This window comes from Marivita sp. (assembly GCF_965656765.1).
Taxonomy (GTDB): domain Bacteria; phylum Pseudomonadota; class Alphaproteobacteria; order Rhodobacterales; family Rhodobacteraceae; genus Marivita.
Window position 1 is genome coordinate 25,628 of record NZ_CBFHLV010000009.1, and the last position, 15,973, is coordinate 41,600.

General features: G+C 57.2%; 18 protein-coding genes. 12 read left to right on the top strand and 6 right to left on the bottom strand.

What is annotated here, in order from left to right:
• From sufC to ACTG4M_RS04520, 7 genes are read left to right on the top strand one after another with little or no spacing between them, the layout of a single operon-like run.
• The gene (gene sufC, locus ACTG4M_RS04490) at window positions 1–756 is read left to right on the top strand and encodes a Fe-S cluster assembly ATPase SufC (RefSeq protein WP_439122440.1); all 756 of its coding nucleotides are present in this window, start codon (window positions 1–3) and stop codon (window positions 754–756) included.
• A complete protein-coding gene (locus ACTG4M_RS04495; RefSeq protein WP_439122441.1) occupies window positions 756–2,033 on the top strand; it encodes a SufB/SufD family protein in 1,278 nt (425 codons plus the stop codon). The genes sufC and ACTG4M_RS04495 overlap by 1 nt, the downstream gene beginning before the upstream one ends.
• A 7-nt stretch (window positions 2,034–2,040) precedes the next feature.
• Window positions 2,041–2,529: a YIP1 family protein gene (locus tag ACTG4M_RS04500; RefSeq protein ID WP_439122442.1), complete on the top strand. Its 489-nt coding sequence runs from the start codon at window positions 2,041–2,043 to the stop codon at window positions 2,527–2,529.
• A complete protein-coding gene (locus tag ACTG4M_RS04505; protein WP_439122443.1) occupies window positions 2,526–3,116 on the top strand; it encodes a YIP1 family protein in 591 nt (196 codons plus the stop codon). The genes ACTG4M_RS04500 and ACTG4M_RS04505 overlap by 4 nt, the downstream gene beginning before the upstream one ends.
• The gene (locus tag ACTG4M_RS04510; protein WP_439122444.1) at window positions 3,109–4,329 is read left to right on the top strand and encodes a cysteine desulfurase; all 1,221 of its coding nucleotides are present in this window, start codon (window positions 3,109–3,111) and stop codon (window positions 4,327–4,329) included. The genes ACTG4M_RS04505 and ACTG4M_RS04510 overlap by 8 nt, the downstream gene beginning before the upstream one ends.
• Window positions 4,330–4,343: 14 nt before the next feature.
• Window positions 4,344–4,772: a GlcG/HbpS family heme-binding protein gene (locus ACTG4M_RS04515; RefSeq protein WP_439122445.1), complete on the top strand. Its 429-nt coding sequence runs from the start codon at window positions 4,344–4,346 to the stop codon at window positions 4,770–4,772.
• A 12-nt stretch (window positions 4,773–4,784) separates the two neighbouring features.
• On the top strand, window positions 4,785–5,567 hold the full coding sequence (locus tag ACTG4M_RS04520) for a gamma-glutamyl-gamma-aminobutyrate hydrolase family protein (RefSeq protein ID WP_439122446.1): 783 nt from the start codon (window positions 4,785–4,787) through the stop codon (window positions 5,565–5,567).
• A 25-nt stretch (window positions 5,568–5,592) separates the two neighbouring features.
• Here ACTG4M_RS04520 and kynU read toward each other — a convergent pair whose 3' ends face one another.
• From kynU to ACTG4M_RS04535, 3 genes are read right to left on the bottom strand one after another with little or no spacing between them, the layout of a single operon-like run.
• Entirely contained in the window at window positions 5,593–6,786 is a 1,194-nt protein-coding gene (kynU, locus tag ACTG4M_RS04525) for a kynureninase (protein WP_439122447.1), read from the bottom strand.
• 19 nt (window positions 6,787–6,805) lie between these two features.
• Window positions 6,806–7,639 (bottom strand): tryptophan 2,3-dioxygenase, encoded by an 834-nt coding sequence (gene kynA, locus ACTG4M_RS04530; RefSeq protein WP_439122448.1) that lies wholly within the window; start codon window positions 7,637–7,639, stop codon window positions 6,806–6,808.
• Window positions 7,636–8,391 carry an SDR family NAD(P)-dependent oxidoreductase gene (locus ACTG4M_RS04535; RefSeq protein WP_439122449.1) on the bottom strand — a complete coding sequence of 252 codons (756 nt, stop codon included), beginning with the start codon at window positions 8,389–8,391 and terminating at the stop codon, window positions 7,636–7,638. The genes kynA and ACTG4M_RS04535 overlap by 4 nt, the downstream gene beginning before the upstream one ends.
• A 126-nt stretch (window positions 8,392–8,517) precedes the next feature.
• Between ACTG4M_RS04535 and ACTG4M_RS04540 the strand changes: the two genes are divergently transcribed.
• The 4 genes from ACTG4M_RS04540 to ACTG4M_RS04555 all read left to right on the top strand — a co-directional run bounded on the left by ACTG4M_RS04540 (window position 8,518) and on the right by ACTG4M_RS04555 (window position 12,330).
• Window positions 8,518–9,465: an MBL fold metallo-hydrolase gene (locus ACTG4M_RS04540; RefSeq protein WP_439122450.1), complete on the top strand. Its 948-nt coding sequence runs from the start codon at window positions 8,518–8,520 to the stop codon at window positions 9,463–9,465.
• 238 nt (window positions 9,466–9,703) lie between these two features.
• Complete coding sequence (betC, locus tag ACTG4M_RS04545) at window positions 9,704–11,212, top strand: choline-sulfatase (protein WP_439122483.1); 1,509 nt, start codon at window positions 9,704–9,706, stop codon at window positions 11,210–11,212.
• Window positions 11,213–11,270: 58 nt separating this feature from the next.
• On the top strand, window positions 11,271–12,011 hold the full coding sequence (locus ACTG4M_RS04550; RefSeq protein WP_439122451.1) for a thermonuclease family protein: 741 nt from the start codon (window positions 11,271–11,273) through the stop codon (window positions 12,009–12,011).
• A gap of 82 nt (window positions 12,012–12,093) precedes the next feature.
• The gene (locus tag ACTG4M_RS04555; RefSeq protein WP_439122452.1) at window positions 12,094–12,330 is read left to right on the top strand and encodes a YdcH family protein; all 237 of its coding nucleotides are present in this window, start codon (window positions 12,094–12,096) and stop codon (window positions 12,328–12,330) included.
• Here ACTG4M_RS04555 and ACTG4M_RS04560 read toward each other — a convergent pair whose 3' ends face one another.
• Both ACTG4M_RS04560 and ACTG4M_RS04565 read right to left on the bottom strand, forming a co-directional pair.
• Complete coding sequence (locus ACTG4M_RS04560) at window positions 12,331–12,849, bottom strand: glutathione peroxidase (protein ID WP_439122453.1); 519 nt, start codon at window positions 12,847–12,849, stop codon at window positions 12,331–12,333.
• Between the two features lie 51 nt (window positions 12,850–12,900).
• Entirely contained in the window at window positions 12,901–13,521 is a 621-nt protein-coding gene (locus ACTG4M_RS04565; protein ID WP_439122454.1) for a class I SAM-dependent DNA methyltransferase, read from the bottom strand.
• A gap of 120 nt (window positions 13,522–13,641) precedes the next feature.
• Between ACTG4M_RS04565 and ACTG4M_RS04570 the strand changes: the two genes are divergently transcribed.
• Window positions 13,642–13,911, top strand: coding sequence for a DksA/TraR family C4-type zinc finger protein (locus ACTG4M_RS04570; RefSeq protein WP_439122455.1), 270 nt, complete (start codon window positions 13,642–13,644; stop codon window positions 13,909–13,911).
• Between the two features lie 215 nt (window positions 13,912–14,126).
• On the opposite strand, the gene ACTG4M_RS04575 is transcribed toward ACTG4M_RS04570, so the two are convergent.
• Window positions 14,127–15,947, bottom strand: coding sequence for a M3 family oligoendopeptidase (locus ACTG4M_RS04575; RefSeq protein ID WP_439122456.1), 1,821 nt, complete (start codon window positions 15,945–15,947; stop codon window positions 14,127–14,129).
• Window positions 15,948–15,973: the final 26 nt, after the last annotated feature.

Consider the following 15,973-nt stretch of genomic DNA (forward strand, 5'->3'; position numbering starts at 1 on the left):
ATGCTGGAAATCAAAAACTTGCACGTCAGTCTTGAAGAAGAGGACAAGCAGATCCTCAAAGGTGTGAACCTGACGGTCGAGGCCGGCAAGGTGCATGCGATTATGGGCCCGAACGGATCGGGCAAATCGACGTTGTCCTACGTGCTGTCCGGCAAAGATGGCTATGAGGTGACCGATGGCACCGCCACGCTGGAAGGTGAAGACATTCTGGACATGGAGCCTGAAGAGCGTGCGGCGGCCGGTGTCTTTCTGGCGTTCCAGTATCCGGTTGAAATTCCCGGTGTCGGCAACATGACGTTCCTGCGCACAGCGGTAAATTCCCAGCGAAAGGCGCGCGGTCAGGAAGAGATGTCTGCGACGGACTTCCTCAAAGAGATTCGTGCCAAGGCGAAAGAGCTCAAGATCGATGCAGAAATGCTAAAGCGTCCGGTCAATGTGGGCTTTTCCGGTGGTGAGAAAAAGCGCAACGAAATCCTGCAGATGGCGATGCTGGAACCGAAGATGTGCATCCTCGACGAGACAGATTCGGGTCTGGACGTGGACGCGATGAAACTGGTGGCGGATGGCGTGAACGCTTTGCGCAACGAAGGCCGTGGATTCCTGGTCATCACGCACTACCAGCGTTTGCTGGATCACATTAAACCCGATGTGGTGCACATCATGGCGGATGGCCGGATCATCAAGACAGGTGGTCCAGAGTTGGCGCTTGAGGTCGAAAACAACGGTTATGCAGACATTCTGGCGGAGGTGGCGTAATGGCCTTGCCGCAAATCAAACAAGACGCCACCGATGCGCGGCTTGCGGTGCTCGACATGCCCCAGGGCGGGTGGTCGAAAGAGGCGCGTGAGGATGCGTTGAGCCGCGTGCAGGCGATGGGTTTGCCCGGTGCACGCGACGAGTATTGGAAGTACACCCGGCCAGAAACGTTGGTACAGCCCGAAGCACCGAAGGCGGCTTTGCTCGACGGTGACGAAACCCCGATTTTTGGCGACGTCGATCGGCTCAAGATCGTCTTTGTTGACGGAGTGTTTAACGCGGCGGAGTCTGATAATCTGGCGATGGAGCATGTGTCCATTGACCGTTTGGCCGATGCGCCGGATATTCATTGGGCCAAGGACATCTACGGCGTGCTTGAAACGCGTGGGCAGACACCGGTGCACCGGCCTTTGGCCGCACTGAACACAGCCTTTGCCACAGACGGTCTGTTGATCCATGTGACAGGTAAGGCAGCCAAGCCGATCAGTCTGATTTATCGTCATGAATCAGAGTCTTCCGATGCGATCCTCCACCATGTTGTCAAGGTGGATAGCGCGGCTGAACTGACTTTGTTGGAAAACGGTCCGGCGGCGGCCCGTTTCAATAAGTGTATGGAAGTTGAAATTGCGGATGGCGGCACGTTCCACCATGTGCGGGCGCAGGGCCGTGACCATGAACGGCGTGCGGCAACGGCTGTCTTTACCCGGTTGGGCGAAGAGTCGGTGTTCAAGTCGTTCACGTTGACCGCAAATGGCGTGCTGACGCGCAACGAATGCGTGATCGAATTGACCGGCGATAATGCCATCGCGCATGTAGCAGGTGCGTGCATGGGCGACGGCGATTTCCATCATGACGACACAGTTTTCATTACCCATGACGCTTTGAATTGCGAAAGTCGTCAGGTGTTCAAAAAGGTTCTGCGCAACGGTGCGACGGGCGTGTTCCAAGGCAAAATCCTTGTTAAGGAGGGCGCGCAAAAGACTGATGGCTATCAGATCAGCCAATCGCTTTTGCTGGACGACGACAGTCAGTTCCTCGCCAAGCCAGAGCTGGAAATCTATGCCGACGATGTGGCCTGTTCGCATGGCTCCACATCTGGTGCAATCGACGAAGAGGGGCTGTTTTACCTGCGCTCTCGCGGAATCGAAGAGGGGCCTGCGACGGACCTTCTGACCATTGCCTTTCTTGCTGAAGCGGTCATGGAAATCGAGGAAGAAGCGTTGCAGGAAGAGATCAACAGCCGCGTTGAGGCGTGGCTGATGCGGCGCCGCGGCTGATCACCTGATGCCGTTCTCACAGGATATTGCGGCCACGTATCGGGGGCCGGGCAAGGTCGTGCGCCGTCTGGCCGCCGCGGGACAGCGCGAGGACCGGGCTTTGGCTATCCTCATGGGGGCATGCGTGATCCTGTTCGTTGCGCGCTGGCCTGCGCTGGCACGTCAGGCGCATCTTGAGGGTCTTGAGCTGAATATGCTCTTGGGCGGCACGCTGATGGCGACGCTGTTTCTGGCACCGTTGCTGTTTTACGCGCTTGCGTTCGTGGCGCATCTGATCGCGCGGGCGGTGGGCGGCAAAGGATCGTCTTACAATGCGCGATTGGCATTGTTTTGGAGCTTGTTGGCGTCGTCGCCTCTTATCCTGCTCAATGGTTTGGTCGCAGGTTATATCGGCGCGGGTATTCAGCTGACCATTGTCGGCCTGATCTGGTTCTGCGTCTTTATGTGGTTCTGGATTGCCAGCATGCTGGCTGTGTATCGCGGGGTTGACGCGTGACATTTGCAGGCTTCCTTCGGCTCGCGTTCAACACAGTCTCTGCGCCGCGGGATGTGGCGCGGCTTTTGTTGGCGATGAACCTGCCGTCGCAGGCGCTTTGGCTGGCTTTTGCATTGGTGATCGTGCTGAACACGTTGATGTTCTCGGCGTCGATGATGCTGGTGCCGGGGGACGATCTTTTTGGCCCTGTGTTAGGCAGCCCAACAGTGTTTGGTGCAATGTTAGCAGTGTCAGTGGGGGCTTTGATCGTCGCAGTCACCCTTTGTGGTCGACCACTTGGTGGTCGTGCAACCTATTCGCAGATCGGCATTCTTGTGATCTGGTTACAAGCATTGCGGGTGTTGATGCAGGTGGTTGTGGCGTTGCTTGGCCCAATCAGCCTGTTCCTGTCGGGGATCGTGATCAGTGCCGCTTCGGTGTTGGGCATCTGGATCTTCGTTAACTTTATTGATGTGGCCCATGAGATGGGAAGCCTGCTGCGTGCAGGTTTGATCTTGTTGCTGGCCGTTGTGGGCATGATGCTGGGACTGAGCTTGATCTTTAGCCTTCTCGGCGTATCGACCGGAGGAATTCCTGGATATGTATGACGTCACCGAAATTCGCCGCGATTTTCCGATCCTGTCGCGCGAGGTGAATGGCAAGCCGTTGGTGTATCTCGATAACGGGGCCAGCGCGCAAAAACCACAAGTGGTGATCGACGCCATCACACGGGCCTATGCGGAGGAATACGCAAACGTGCACCGCGGGCTGCATTATTTGTCGAACCTCGCAACCGAGAAATACGAGAGCACACGGGGCGTGATTGCCAAATTTCTTGGCGTGAAAGACGAAGACGAAATCGTCATGAATACCGGGACAACGATGGGGATCAACACCGTTGCTTATGGCTGGGCGATGCCCAATCTAGAGGCCGGTGACGAGATCATCCTGTCAGTGATGGAGCATCACGCCAATATCGTGCCTTGGCATTTCCTGCGCGAACGGCAGGGTGTGGTGATCAAGTGGGTCGATGTCGACAGCACTGGCTATCTTGATCCGCAGGCCGTGATCGACGCGATGGGCCCCAAGACCAAGCTGGTGGCGGTTACGCATCTTTCCAATGTTTTGGGCACGGTTGTTGATGTGAAAACCATCTGTGATGCGGCGCGTGAGCGGGGAATTGCCACGCTGATCGACGGGTCTCAGGCCTCGGTGCATATGCCCGTGATTGTCGATGACATTGGGTGCGATTTCTACGCTATTACAGGACACAAGCTGTACGGCCCGTCCGGGTCGGGCGCGATCTTCATGAAGAAAGAACGCATGGCCGAAATGCAGCCCTTCTTGGGCGGTGGCGACATGATCCGTGAGGTCCATAAGGACGAGGTGACGTGGAACGACGCGCCCATGACCTTTGAGGCTGGAACACCCGGTATTGTCCAGCAAATCGGCCTTGGCGTGGCCTTGGACTACATGATGGGGATCGGGATGGAGAACATCGCTGCGCACGAGAAAAAGCTGCGTGATTATGCCCGGACGAAACTGGATGGCCTGAATTGGCTGCAAGTCCAGGGCACAACGCCTGACAAAGCGGCGATTTTCAGTTTCACGCTGGACGGTGCGGCCCATGCGCATGACATTTCGACGATCCTCGATAAAAAGGGTGTCGCAGTGCGGGCAGGCCAGCATTGTACCGGGCCGTTGATGGATCATCTTGGGCTGACCGCAACCTGCCGGGCGTCATTTGGGTTGTACAACACCGAAGAAGAAGTGGACAAACTGGTGGATGCGCTGGAATTGGCGCATGATCTATTTGCCTGAACCGGGGGGACAGAATGGCAAACCTATCTTTGCGCCGCGCGCGCACCATTATTCGCAAGACGCTTGACGCGGGTCGTGAGGCCGAACTGAAGCCGTTGGCTGTGATCGTTCTGGACGCAGGCGGAAACGTACAGGCTTTTGAACGCGAGGACGGCGCGAGCCCAGGTCGCTTTCAGATCGCGCACGGCAAGGCGTACGGAACCGTTATGTTAGGCATGGCTGGCACAGCACAAAAGGGCCGCGCTGAGGAACAGGCTTATTTCATCACGTCAGCCGGTGCCGCACTTGGCGGACAGATGGTGCCGGTGCCGGGCGGTGTGCTGGTGCGGGATGCTAAAGGCAAAGTGCTGGGTGCGGTGGGGGTGTCGGGCGATGTCTCGGACAATGATGCCGCTGTTGCAAAGGCGGGAATTGAAGCGGTTGGATTGACCGCCGAAATATAAGGACACGGACATATGGGGCGGCCAGTCGTCGGAATCATCGGCAATCAGTACCTGATCAACGATCAGTACCCGGCACATGCGGGTGGATCGATGAACTCTGAAGCGGTGGCGCAGGTGGCCGATTGTGTACCTCTGGTCGTGCCCGCTGATCCACGTTTTGTGTCGGTCGAGGAGTTGTTGTCGGTCTGTGACGGGTTCCTGCTGACGGGTGGGCGCCCGAACGTCCACCCCGAGGAATACGGCGAAGCAGAGACCGAGGCGCATGGCGCCTTTGACCGAGCGCGCGACGCGATCACACTGCCTCTGGTGCGCGCTTGCGTAGAGCGTGGACAGCCGTTTTTGGGAATCTGCCGTGGCTTTCAAGAGGTCAATGTCGCGATGGGTGGCACATTACATCCCGAAATCCGCGATCTGCCAGGGCGGATGAACCACCGGATGCCGCCCGATGGCACGTTGGAGGAAAAGTTTGCCCTTCGTCATGTGGTGACGTTGTCAGAAGGTGGCGTGTTTCACCGGCTTTTCGGGTCTCAGGAGGTCATGACCAACACGTTGCACGGGCAGGGGATCAAAACCCCTGGCGCACGGATCGTCATTGACGGGCATGCACCTGATGGTACGCCTGAGGCAACATTTATCAAAGACGCGCCGGGCTTTACTTTGTCGGTACAATGGCACCCCGAATGGGATGCCGCCAATGATCCGGTGTCGCGACCACTGTTCGAGGCCTTTGGCGATGCAACACGGGCTTGGACAAAAGGGGACGTCGTTGGCGGACAGCGCGTCAAGGCTCTGTAGTCTCCATTCACAAAGACCGCCTGGTCTAGGTGACTGCTTTGCGCTGTTTGAATTCTGGTGTGTCCCAAAGGCCGTCGCGCATGATATTCGCAAGGATATCGACCGCCGCATCCACATCGTCTTCGTCTAGGTAGAGCGGAGTAAAACCGAACCGCATGATGTCGGGCGCGCGGAAATCGCCAATCACCTTATGTGCGATTAGGGCCTGCATCGCGGCGTACCCGTCGGCAAAGTGAAAGCTGACCTGCGATCCACGTCGGGTCGCGTCGCGCGGGCTGGCCAGTGTCAATTCTGGGCAGACAGATTCAACCCCGGCTATGAAACGCTCGGACAGTTCGATTGACCGTGCACGCAGGTCTTGTAGATCGACATCGTCCCAAACATCCAAAGCTGCATCGAGCGCGGCCATCTGGACGATCGGCGGGGTGCCCACCCGCATCCGCGCGATGCCCGCGCCGGGCGTATAGCCCAGATCAAAGGCGAACGGGCTGTCATGCCCGAGCCAGCCGGACAAGGCGGGCAGGGCGGTGTCGGCATGGCGCGGTGCAACGTAGATAAACGCAGGCGCACCGGGGCCACCGTTGAGGTATTTGTAGGTGCACCCTACGGCGAAATCAGCATTTGTGCCGGCCAGATTGACGGAAAGTGCGCCCGCCGAGTGTGCCAAATCCCAGACCGTGATCACGCCATTGGCATGCGCCTTGGCCGTGAGCGTGGCCATGTCATGTTTGCGGCCCGTCCGGTAATCAACCTCGGTGATCAAGGTGACTGCGATTTCGTCGGTGATGGCCTCCTCAACCTCTTCGGGGGCCACGAGGCGCAGTTCGTACTCGGGGCCTAAGAGCGAGATCAGTCCTTCGGCCATATAGAGATCGGATGGGAAATTGCCTGTATCGGACAGGATCACGCGGCGGTTGGGGTTCAACTTGATGGCTGCCGCCAGCGCTTGATAAACCTTGATTGACAGCGTGTCGCCCACCACGACATGGCCCGCCTCGGCACCGATCAGTCGTCCGATCCGGTCACCCATCCGCGTGGGCATATCCATCCAGCCGCAAGCGTTCCAGCCTGTGATGAGGTGTTCGCCCCATTCCGCCGTCATGGTTTGTGCCACGCGTGCGGCGGCCGCTTTGGGCAATGGTCCCAAAGAGTTGCCGTCTAGATAGATCATTCCCTCGGGCAGGTGAAAGGCGGCGCGAGTGGCGGTGAAATCGGTCATGTCTTCCCTTTCCGGGGTCTTAGAGTTTGGTTCGCAGGTGCCAGAGGTCCGGGAAAAGCTCAACCTCAAGCATACGTTTTAGGTATGACACACCACCTGTCCCGCCAGTGCCGCGTTTGAGGCCGATCACACGTTCCACGGTGGTGACGTGGTTGAAACGCCAGCGGCGGAAATAGTCTTCCAAATCGACAAGCTTTTCGGCCAGCTCGTACAAGTCCCAGTATTGTGCTGGATCGCGGTAAACCTCGGCCCAGGCGGCCTGCACGGTTTCATCGGGTTGGTGTAGTTTGCTTCGATCACGAGCGAGTGCGGCTTCCGGCAGGGGAACTGCCTGTGCCAGACAGGCAAGCGCGCAATCGTAAAGCGATGGTTTTTCCAACTCAGCACGCAGGCGGGTCTCAAGATCAGGCCGGTGTGTGTGAGGTTTGATCATCGCCGTATTGCGGTTGCCCAGCAGGAATTCGATCTCGCGATATTGCGCGGACTGAAAGCCCGAGCTTTGGCCCAACGCCTCGCGGAACGTGGTGTAGTCACTGGGCGTCATCGTGCGCAGCACGTCCCATGCAGAATTCAGCTGCTCGAAGATGCGCGAAACCCTTGAGAGCAGTTTGAACGCCGGACGGATGTCTTCGCTTTTCAGAGTGTTCCGCGCGGCGTGCAATTCATGCAAGGCCAATCGCATCCACAGCTCGGACGTCTGATGTTGCACGATGAAAAGAAGCTCATCATGGGCCGTGCTCAACGGGTGCTGGGCATCGAGTACGGCATCTAGGCCAAGATAGTCCGTATAAGACATGCGCCCGTCAAACGACATCTGCGCGCCATCGTGGCCAGGATCGTATGGATCGCTCAAAACTCGCCCCCTGCGATTTGGATGGCTTGTCCGTTTACACTTCCTGAATTGGGGCTGCACAGCCAAAGAGCGGTTTCTGCCACTTCCTCTGGCGCAATCAGACGGCCATGTGGGTTTGCTCCGACCATGACATTCGTGGCGTCGGCTTTGCTCATACCGGTGCGGGCCATGATGCGGTCAATGTTCTGTGGCACGATATCTGTGTCCACATAGGCCGGGCAAATGGCATTGAACGTATATGGTTTGCCCAGGTAATCTGCGGCCAAGCCGCGGATGAGGCCAATCATCGCGTGTTTTGATGCAGTGTAGCAGGGCGCACCCTTGAGCCCACGCAATCCGGCAATAGAGCTGATCGCAATGACCCGGCCCCAGTCGGTGTCGTGCATCGACTTCAGACATTCCCGGATGGTCAAAAACGTCCCGTCGATATTGGTCGCCATCATGTTGCGCCAGAAATCGAAGTCCATCTTGTGCAGGGCACGCCCTTCGGCGATGCCGGCATTCGGCACACAGATTTGGATCGGACCGTGGGACGATACGGCGCTGGCAATGCCATCTACAACAGACGTCTCGTCCTGCACATCCATAACCAGTGGGGTCAGACCATGCTTTTCTGCAGCTGTTTCAAGTACATCTGCACGACGTCCGGTGATGGTCACCGCTGCGTCGGCTTTGCGCAGCGCAACCGCGATGGCCAGACCAATTCCTGTGCCGCCACCTGTGATCAGCGCGTGTTTGCCGCCAAGTTTCATATCATTCCCCCATCCGCTTTTCGCGACCGTACTCGTCTGGCCCGCAGTGGCAAGATGGCTCACCTCAAAGGGATTGCTTTTCCCATTCGCATTCATGCATGTGTGAGCAACAGGAGGAGACCACCAATGCGATTGACCACCTTTATCGCCGCCGTAGTGACCGCCGGAGCTGCCAGCGGAAGCGAAGACATTGCCGACAAATATCCGCAATCCGAGCTTTATGACAAACCGGTCGAAGTCATTCCGCACGTGTTTTCGGCCATCGGGGCCACAGCGCCACCGACCTACGAGAACTCTGGCCACAACAATAATCTGAGCTTTGTCGTGACCGGCGACGGTGTAGTGGTGATCAATGGCGGTGCGTCGGCGCGGCTTTCAGCGGCGCTGCACGAGGAGATCAAGGCGGTGACCGATCAGCCCGTGAAGTTGGTGATCAATGAAAACGCGCAGGGCCACGCGATGCTTGGCAATTCGTATTGGGCGGCGCAGGGCGTGGATATTCTGGCCCATTCCGATGCGATTGCAGTGGTCGAGGAAAATGGCGATTTCATCTTGCAAGGCATGCAACGTTACAACCGTGACAAGGCTGAAGGCACCGAAGTTGCGCTTCCAAACCTGAGCTTTGACGACGAATATGTCATTGAGATGGGGAACGTTATCCTACACGCTCTGCACCTTGGCCCGGCGCATGATCCAGGTGATGTGCAGGTCTGGATCCCGCAATGGGGTATCGTAATCGCAGGCGACATTGCGTTTCATGAACGCATGCCACCAATTTTTGCCGAGACCGACACCGATGCCTGGGTCGAAACCTTTGAAGGTCCATTCACAGATCTGAACGCCACCTACGTGATCCCCGGTCACGGCCACCCAACCAACATGGCGCAGGTGACGCGGTACACCAGCGAGTACATCAAGGACCTGCGTGCCAAAATCGGAGCGCATATCGAAGAGGGCGGCGATCTGGCTGGTGCCTTTTATGTCGATCAATCCAGCTGGGCGCACCTGGACACTTTCGAAGAGCTGGCAACAAAGAACGCGGGCCGTGTCTTTGAAGAGATGGAATGGGAATGAGCGCCAATCGAAGATAGCGGCACCCTTTCCGGCGCGCGGTTCGAGGTGCGAACGGCCGGAGGTGCCCGTCCTGATCTTCTTCTTTTTGCAAATCTGTCGGGAGCTTGGGCGGCAGGCCCCCCAACGCCGTTTCCGTCAACGCAAACGAATGGATGCGTCGACGCATCTTTGCGGGTCCCTGATTGACGTCGCCCTGCTGATCTGACCAGTGTCGCGCCAGATACTGCGCGAGGGAGAGATCATGCAGCCGAACATCCTGATTCTGATGGTTGACCAACTGAACGGCACGTTGTTCCCGGATGGTCCTGCCGATTGGCTCCATGCGCCCAACCTCAAGAAACTCGCGTCGCGCTCGACTCGGTTCAAAAATGCTTATACCGCCAGCCCGCTCTGCGCACCGGGTCGGGCAAGCTTCATGTCGGGCCAACTGCCTTCGGCCACCGGGGTCTTTGACAACGCTGCTGAATTTCCGTCTTCGATCCCCACCTATGCGCATCACCTACGCCGTGCGGGTTATTACACTGCTCTCAGCGGCAAAATGCATTTCGTTGGCCCTGATCAGCTGCACGGCTTTGAGGCGCGACTGACGACCGACATCTACCCAGCTGACTTTGGCTGGACGCCGGATTACCGCAAGCCGGGCGAACGGATCGACTGGTGGTATCACAACATGGGGTCAGTCACTGGCGCCGGTGTCGCCGAGATCAGCAACCAGCTCGAATATGATGACGAAGTTGCTTATCAGGCCAAGCTCGCACTGTATGATCTGGCGCGCGGCAAGGAGGATCGACCGTGGTGTCTCACGGCAAGCTTTACCCATCCGCATGACCCTTACGTGGCGCGTAAGAAATATTGGGATCTGTATGAAGACTGTGAGCATCTTTTGCCCGAGATCCCGGCGATGGATTATGAAGACCACGACCCCCATGCCAAGCGCATCTTTGACGCAAACGACTGGCGCAATTTCGACATCACCAAGGAAGAAATCTGCAAATCGCGGCGCGCTTATTTTGCCAATATCTCTTATCTTGACGAAAAGATCGGGGAAATCCTCCAAGTGCTCGAAGACACGCGGCAAGAGGCGATTATCCTCTTCGTGTCTGACCACGGCGACATGCTGGGCGAGCGGGGGCTGTGGTTTAAAATGTGCTTCTACGAAGGCTCTGCACGCGTGCCTCTGATGATATCGGCTCCGGATATGGAAGCCGGGTTGGTGAATGATCCGGTTTCGACCATCGACGTCTGCCCAACGCTGTGCGCGTTGGCTGGCGTGAGCATGGAGGAAGTCATGCCTTGGACCACAGGAGAGTCACTCGTTCCATTGGGGAAAGGGCAGGAGCGCACCAGTCCGGTGGCGATGGAATACGCCGCCGAGGCGTCATACGCACCGCTGGTATCGCTGCGCTATGGCAGGTGGAAATACAATCGCTGCACGCTCGACCCCGACCAACTGTTCGACCTTGAGACTGATCCGCATGAATTGACCAATCTTGCGGATCATCCTGACCATCAGGGCACGGTGCAAACCTTGCGCGCGAAATCCGAGGCACGGTGGGATTTGGATCGGTTTGACGCCGATGTGCGGGCAAGTCAGGCGAAACGTTGGGTGGTGTACGAAGCGTTGCGCCAAGGTGGGTACTATCCGTGGGACCATCAACCGCTGCGTGATGCGTCGGAACGGTTCATGCGCAATCACATGGACCTGAATATCCTAGAAGACAGCCAACGCTTCCCGCGCGGAGAATGATTAACCTTTCTTAACGGATTCCATTGTTTGGCCATTTTTTGTGGCCAATATTCATGGAATGTTAAGGATTGCTTTTTTCACCGCCGCCGTGGCGTTGGGCAGCATGGTCAGCGCCGCACCGAACGGGCCAATCCGTGTCGTCGATGGTGACACGTTCAAGGTCAATGGAACCACTGTGCGCTTGCACGCCATCGACGCACCCGAAACCGACCAGATGTGTGGCGATGCAACCAGTCCCGCATGGCCCTGTGGCGCATGGGTGCGCGACAAAACCCATGAGATGTTCGAAGGCCGCATGGCGCGCTGCATCGCAACGGATACAGACAGGTACGGGCGCACCGTCGCCAAATGTTCAGTCGATGGGCGCGATGTGGGAGAAACGTTGGTAAGCAAAGGGTTGGCCTTTGCGTACCGTGAATACGGCATGGATTACGATCTGGTGGAAAAAGGTGCTGCGGTGAATGCCCGTGGCCTGCATGGGACTGGCATTATGTCACCAGCTGCATTTCGGTCTGCACAACGGGCTAAAACACGCCCCAACAAGGTGCGCAACAACGCCGGGGCCAAGACCGTGACTGTGAATCGGGGCACGTCACCAAAGCGCAGTTTGCTACCCAATGCGATCAATCCGGCCTGCAAGATCAAAGGCAATATCAGCCTCAATAGCGGCGAACGCATCTATCACGTTCCGGGGCAGGATTATTACGCCAAGACCCGGATATCGGTGGGCAAAGGCGAACGCTGGTTCTGTTCGGAATCCGAGGCTCGTGCCGCGGGGTGGAGAAAAGCGCGAAACTGATCCGCATTTGATCCGCGTCAAAGTGAAAGATGCACCGCTCTGACATCTTGTTTGTGAAGACATACAACAGAGGAGTGGACCCATGTCGCATACCCCGCACGAGCTTGCTGAGGAATTTCCAGAACATGTGGAAAAAATGAGTGCGCTCAAACAGTCGGATGCGCATTTCGCCAAGCTGTTCGACAGCTATCACGAGGTGAACCGCAACGTGCATCGGGCAGAGACGAATGTAGAGCCGATAGATACGATGGCCGAAACCGAGCTGCGCAAGCAACGTGGCGCGCTCAAGGATGAAATCTGGAGCTATCTTCAGAAGTGATCAGTTCAAATAGGCGGTGATTGCCGAAATGACTGGTCGCGACAGTGGCCGCGCGTTCGACCCGAATGTCGCGGCCACGCTGCCGTCTGGAGCAATCAAAACCTTGTTGAAGTTCCAACGCGGGGTAAATCCAACCTCGGTCTCAAGCCATTTATAGAACGGATGCGCCGTTTCTCCGCGCACAGACGTGATTGTCGTCATCGGAAAATCGAGGGCGAAATTCACCTCGCAAAAATCCTTGACCGCATCGTCGCTTGCCAGTTCCTGCCGGAAATCGTTGGACGGAACTGCCAGAACCACAAGGCCCTGATCACGGTAGGTGTCATATAGTGCTTGTAGCCCGTCGTATTGCCGCGTGTACCCGCACCTGGAGGCTGTATTGACCACCAAAACCGGCTGACCGTGCCATTTCTCAAGATTGATCTCTCCGCCATCGATGGACGGAAAGCTAAAGCTGGACATGGCCGCATGGGCCAGACTAGCGAAACAAGTGAAGGCAACTGCCAAGGCAATACGCATGTCAAATCTCCTGTGTCCGGAAGGTAGGTGAACGGGAGGCAAAGGAAAGGCTCAGAGCTTGCTGAACACCATGACAAGCCCGCGATCGTTTGCGTGATCGTGGTTAGCGTTTTCATAGATCGGAATATCATGGAAATCGACTGGGCTGATCATGTTGTGCGCGACCATAAGCGCCAGTCTTGACCCAAAGCCTGATCCATCAAACACGGGCGGGATCACTCCGCAGACAAAAAGTGCACCTGTCTGGGCGACGCGTAGCAATTCGGGAAATACCTCGGGCCCAACATGCCCATGGGTGAAAGTTCCGCTTGAGACAAACCCTCCATAGGTTGCATTGGCCATAGGCAAGGTCTGGGTAAGGTCCGCACAGATGTGGTTGCGATACAGACCCTTGGCCGCAGCCTGGGTCAGCATCGCCTGCGAGATGTCGATGCCATCCACCACATGGTCCCGCAGATGCTCTGCCAACAGCCCGGTGCCTGCACCTATGTCAAGAACCGGTGTGTTGTCCTGATCCAGCGATCGAAAAACACGCGCAACCTCGCGCGGGGCGATGTACCCATGGCGTTCGCCAAAGCTGCTGTCATAGCTGCTCGCCCAATCATCATAAAGCGCTCTTGCGTCGGAAGGTCCGCCGATGCTGTAGGCGCGTTCTAGGTTGTGATCCGACATCGGGGCCTCCTTTGACAACGGGTCCAGACAGGATGGCGGCAGCGAGCGCGGGCGGCAAGTGCCTTGCGTGACGTGGGATAGCTTCCCATATTTGGATCAGGACAGATCGAGGAGCATGACATGGCAGGCGGATGGGCCCGCGACGGTGCGGTGCAAGAACAGATCGACGCGTCGATCAATGATGAGCTTGCCCGTCTCAAGGCGCGCAGGGCACCGCAAGGCGAAAGCCTGACACATTGCGCGGAATGTGAAGAACCGATTCCGAATAAGCGCAGACTTGCCTTGCCGGGTGTGAAGCTGTGTATCGAGTGCCAGCAGGATCGTGACAGCAGTTTTCAAGCCCGTGGTGGGATCAACCGGCGGGGCTCCAAGGATTCCCAGCTGAAATAAATTGTGCGGGCATCCGCCCGCTTCGGGTATCTCGCCGTCGGCTCGTATTGGTGCTGACGGGCTCCGTTGCGATTTTACCGGCTGCTAAGGCTAATGCGCCATGCACCGCAGGCATATTTCTTGAAAAGAATAAGCAGAAAGCGATGCATACCTCCTGCTTCTTCTTTTGTGCAAATATGCAAGCGTGATGCTGACGCTTGAAGGGCGTCTGACGGTCAGCCCTCCATGGCCTCTAACTCGTCGATGAAACCAGAAATCATGCTGAGGCCCTTGTCCCAAAACTTGGGATCGCTGGCATCAAGGCCGAAGGGCGCGAGCAGGTCTTTGTGGTGTTTCGATCCACCGGCTTTGAGCATGTCAAAATACTTATCCTGAAACCCATCGGGGTTTTCTTCGTAGACCGCATAGAGCGCGTTCACGAGGCCATCGCCGAACGCATAAGCGTAGACGTAGAACGGTGAGTGGACGAAGTGCGGGATATAAGCCCAGAAGGTCTCGTACCCGTCCATGAATTCGAAGGCGGGCCCAAGGCTTTCGGCCTGTACCGACATCCATAGCGCGTTGATGTCATCCGGGGTGAGTTCGCCACCGCGCCGTGCTTCGTGGAGTTTGCATTCGAAGTCGTAGAACGCAATTTGTCGGACGACCGTGTTGATCATATCCTCAACCTTGCCGGCCAGCATGACCTTCTTTTCGGCGTCATCCTTGGCATTGTCGAGCATGCGACGGAAGGTGAGCATTTCGCCGAAGACGGACGCAGTTTCGGCCAACGTCAGCGGTGTGGATGACAGCATCTCACCTTGTTCGGCGGCAAGCACCTGATGCACACCGTGGCCCAGTTCATGTGCAAGGGTCATCACGTCGCGCGGTTTGCCGAGGTAATTGAGCATCACGTAAGGGTGCACATCCGTCACCGTGGGGTGCGCAAAAGCCCCCGGCGCTTTGCCTGGCTTTACGGCAGCGTCGATCCAGCCTTTTGAGAAAAACGGCTTGGCGATTTCGCCCATTCGGGGGTCGAATTCGGTATAGGCGTTCATCACCGTTTGTTCGGCTTCGGTCCAATCGACCGTGCGGGTGGCTTCCATCGGCAATGGCGCGTTGCGGTCCCAGACCTGCATCGTGTCGAGGCCAAGCCATTTGCGCTTAAGTTCATAGTAGCGGTGGCTGAGCTTGGGGTAGGCGGCGACAACTGCATTGCGCAAGGCGTCGACGACTTCGGGTTCAACATCGTTGGACAGGTGGCGTCCTGTTTGCGCCGTGGGCATGCCACGCCAGCGGTCCATCACCTCTTTTTCCTTGGCTTGCGTGTTGTGGACACGGGCGAAGATCTTGATGTTTTCGGCAAAGACCGCTGCCAGTTCTTTGGCCGCTGCCTCGCGGACGGACCGGTCCTGTTCCGTAAGCAGGTTCAGCGTGCCTTCGATATTGAGCGGCTCACCATCGACCTCGAATTCCAGACTGGCGATGGTTTCGTCGAACAGCCGTTCCCAAGCGTCGCCAACCACGCCCATGTCGTGCATGAACTTTTCCATCTCGTCCGACAGTTGGTAGGGCTTCATCGCCCGGATGCGGCGGATCGCAGGTTTGTAGCGGGCGAGGTCGGCATTGGCGCCAAAAAGCGCGTCAACGGTGCCGTCATCAATCCGGTTCAGCTCAAGCGTGAAGAACACCAGCGGCGTGGTATAAATGGTGATTTTTTCCTGATGGTCTGACAGGAACTTGGCGCGCTGGGCGTCCGTGGTCAGCTGGTAATAACGCAGACCCGCGTAGGACATGATGCGACCTGCGATGTTCTCGATCTTTTCGTGTCGGTGGATTGCTGTCAGGAACTCTTCGGCAGTTAGATCGGCGAGCTTGCCTTCATAGTCAGCTGCGAAGCTGCGGCACGCCTCTTCGAGCCAATCGAGATCGCGTTTAAGCTCTGCTGCGTCCTCAGAAGCGTAAAGGTCTGTCAAATCCCACTCGGGCAAATCACCAAGGTCCTTGCCGCCGCTGAGGGCGTTGACGTCATAGGTTAGGGTGGGCGTGCGCAGCATCGGATGTCTCCTGTTCTTCTTTGCTT

Bases quoted from the DNA above. Each gene is read 5' to 3' on its own strand.
- sufC (WP_439122440.1), top strand. From the start codon at position 1: ATGCTGGAAATCAAAAACTTGCACGTCAGTCTTGAAGAAGAGGACAAG.
- ACTG4M_RS04495 (WP_439122441.1), top strand. From the start codon at position 756: ATGGCCTTGCCGCAAATCAAACAAGACGCCACCGATGCGCGGCTTGCG.
- ACTG4M_RS04500 (WP_439122442.1), top strand. From the start codon at position 2,041: ATGCCGTTCTCACAGGATATTGCGGCCACGTATCGGGGGCCGGGCAAG.
- ACTG4M_RS04510 (WP_439122444.1), top strand. From the start codon at position 3,109: ATGTATGACGTCACCGAAATTCGCCGCGATTTTCCGATCCTGTCGCGC.
- ACTG4M_RS04515 (WP_439122445.1), top strand. From the start codon at position 4,344: ATGGCAAACCTATCTTTGCGCCGCGCGCGCACCATTATTCGCAAGACG.
- ACTG4M_RS04520 (WP_439122446.1), top strand. From the start codon at position 4,785: ATGGGGCGGCCAGTCGTCGGAATCATCGGCAATCAGTACCTGATCAAC.
- kynU (WP_439122447.1), bottom strand. From the start codon at position 6,786: ATGACCGATTTCACCGCCACTCGCGCCGCCTTTCACCTGCCCGAGGGA.
- ACTG4M_RS04535 (WP_439122449.1), bottom strand. From the start codon at position 8,391: ATGAAACTTGGCGGCAAACACGCGCTGATCACAGGTGGCGGCACAGGA.
- ACTG4M_RS04540 (WP_439122450.1), top strand. From the start codon at position 8,518: ATGCGATTGACCACCTTTATCGCCGCCGTAGTGACCGCCGGAGCTGCC.
- ACTG4M_RS04550 (WP_439122451.1), top strand. From the start codon at position 11,271: ATGTTAAGGATTGCTTTTTTCACCGCCGCCGTGGCGTTGGGCAGCATG.
- ACTG4M_RS04555 (WP_439122452.1), top strand. From the start codon at position 12,094: ATGTCGCATACCCCGCACGAGCTTGCTGAGGAATTTCCAGAACATGTG.
- ACTG4M_RS04560 (WP_439122453.1), bottom strand. From the start codon at position 12,849: ATGCGTATTGCCTTGGCAGTTGCCTTCACTTGTTTCGCTAGTCTGGCC.
- ACTG4M_RS04565 (WP_439122454.1), bottom strand. From the start codon at position 13,521: ATGTCGGATCACAACCTAGAACGCGCCTACAGCATCGGCGGACCTTCC.
- ACTG4M_RS04570 (WP_439122455.1), top strand. From the start codon at position 13,642: ATGGCAGGCGGATGGGCCCGCGACGGTGCGGTGCAAGAACAGATCGAC.
- ACTG4M_RS04575 (WP_439122456.1), bottom strand. From the start codon at position 15,947: ATGCTGCGCACGCCCACCCTAACCTATGACGTCAACGCCCTCAGCGGC.